The sequence below is a fragment of the Caballeronia sp. dw_276 genome (genome assembly GCF_018449635.1).
Taxonomy (GTDB): domain Bacteria; phylum Pseudomonadota; class Gammaproteobacteria; order Burkholderiales; family Burkholderiaceae; genus Caballeronia.
Window position 1 is genome coordinate 1 of record NZ_JAAVUV010000039.1, and the last position, 1,834, is coordinate 1,834.

The 1,834-nt window shown below is 70.2% G+C and carries 1 protein-coding gene; it reads left to right on the forward strand.

Translation table 11 applies throughout. The features are described from left to right. A partial coding sequence (locus HB633_RS30495; RefSeq protein WP_213781847.1) for an amino acid adenylation domain-containing protein occupies window positions 1–1,834 on the forward strand: 1,834 nt, incomplete at both ends.

Consider the following 1,834-nt stretch of genomic DNA (forward strand, 5'->3'; position numbering starts at 1 on the left):
TACGACCGCGAGCTGTTCGACGCGGCGACGATGGAGCAGATGGCGAGACACGCCGTGCGGCTGTTGCAGGCGGTTGCCGCGGATGCGTCGGTGGCGAACGGTGACCTGCCGATGCTGGATGCGGCCGAGCGGCATCGCGAACTGGTGGAGTGGAATGCGACCGCGCAGCCGCACGAGGGACCGTGGAGTGTCCATGAACTGTTCGCGCAGCAGGCGTCGCGGACGCCGGGAGCGAAGGCGCTGGCCCAGGGCGAGCGCTGGCTGGACTATGCGGAGCTGGACGTGCGGGCCAACCAACTGGCGCACTACCTGCGCGAGCGGGGTGTGGACGGCAGGCACCCGGTGGCGCTGCTGGCCGAACACAGCCTGGAGTCGGTGATCTGTCTGCTGGCGGTACTGAAGGCGGGCGCGGCGTACATGCCGCTGGACCCGACCCTGCCGGCGCAGCGTCAACGCTTCATGCTCTCGGATAGTGGTGCGCGGGTGCTGCTGGGTCACGACGCACAGGGGCTCGCGCAACCGGAGTTCGATGGCGAGCGGATCGGCACGTCACTGATCGGCGCGCAGCTTGAGCGCTACGCGCGCAGCGCACCGCATGTGCCGGTGAGCCGGGGGGACCTGGCGTACGTGATCTACACCTCGGGTTCGACGGGTCGTCCCAAGGGCGTGATGGTGACGCACGGGAACCTGGTGAACTATCTGCTGGGGACGCGTGGGTTCCTGCCGCAGGCAGCGGAAGGGCTGGATGCGACGGTGCACGCGACGGTGAGCTTCGACCTGACGAACACGAGCTTCTACCCGCCGTTGCTGGCGGGCCGGTGCGTGACGCTGGTGGCGCCGTCGGGGCAGGGCGTGGAGGCGCTGGCGCAGGCGATGCGCACGCACCCCGAGCGGCTGGTGAAGCTCACGCCGAGCCATCTGAAGGCGTTGCTGTCGCTGGGGGTCAGGGGCGCGGCCACGGGGGTGAGCGTGAGCGGTGGCGAGGCGCTGGGCCGGGAGGTGGTGCGGGCCTGGCAGTCGGCGCATCCGGGCGCGGTGCTGGTGAATCACTACGGCCCGACGGAGACGACGGTCGGGGTGTGCACGTACCGCGTACCGGCGGGGTGGACGGGGCCGGGCAGTACGGCGCCGATCGGGCGGCCGCTGGCGAACACGCGGCTGTATGTGCTGGACAGCCGGCTCGGGCCGGTGCCGGTGGGCGTGGCGGGTGAGCTGTATATCGCGGGCGAGGGCGTGGCGCGGGGTTACCTGAATCGTGCGGAGCTGACGGCGGAGCGCTTTGTACCGGATCCGTTCGGCGAGCCGGGTCAGCGGATGTATGCGTCGGGCGACCGGGTGAGGCGTCTGGCGGACGGCAACCTCGAGTACCAAGGGCGTACGGACGGGCAGGTGAAGGTGCGGGGCTTTCGCATCGAGCCGGGCGAGATCGAGGCGGCGCTGATGGCATTGCCGCAGGTGAGGCAGGCGGCAGTGGTGGCACGTGAGGATGGCACGGGCGAGGCGGCCCAGCGGCTGGTGGCGTACGTGGTCACGGACGCCGACGCGGGGAACACGACGGAAGCGGAGGCACTGCGCGCCGCGTTGCGCGAAACGCTGCCGGAGTACATGGTGCCGGTGCATTACATGATGCTCGATGCGCTGCCGCTGACGGCGAACGGCAAGCTGGATCGGCGCGCGTTGCCGGCGCCCGAACTGAAGCGCAGCGGGACGTACGTGGCGCCGCGCACCGATACCGAACGCGAACTGGCAGCGATCTGGTCGCAGGTGCTGCGCATCGGGCGCGTGGGCCTGCATGACGACTTCTTCGAACTCGGCGGTCATTCACTGCTCGCTA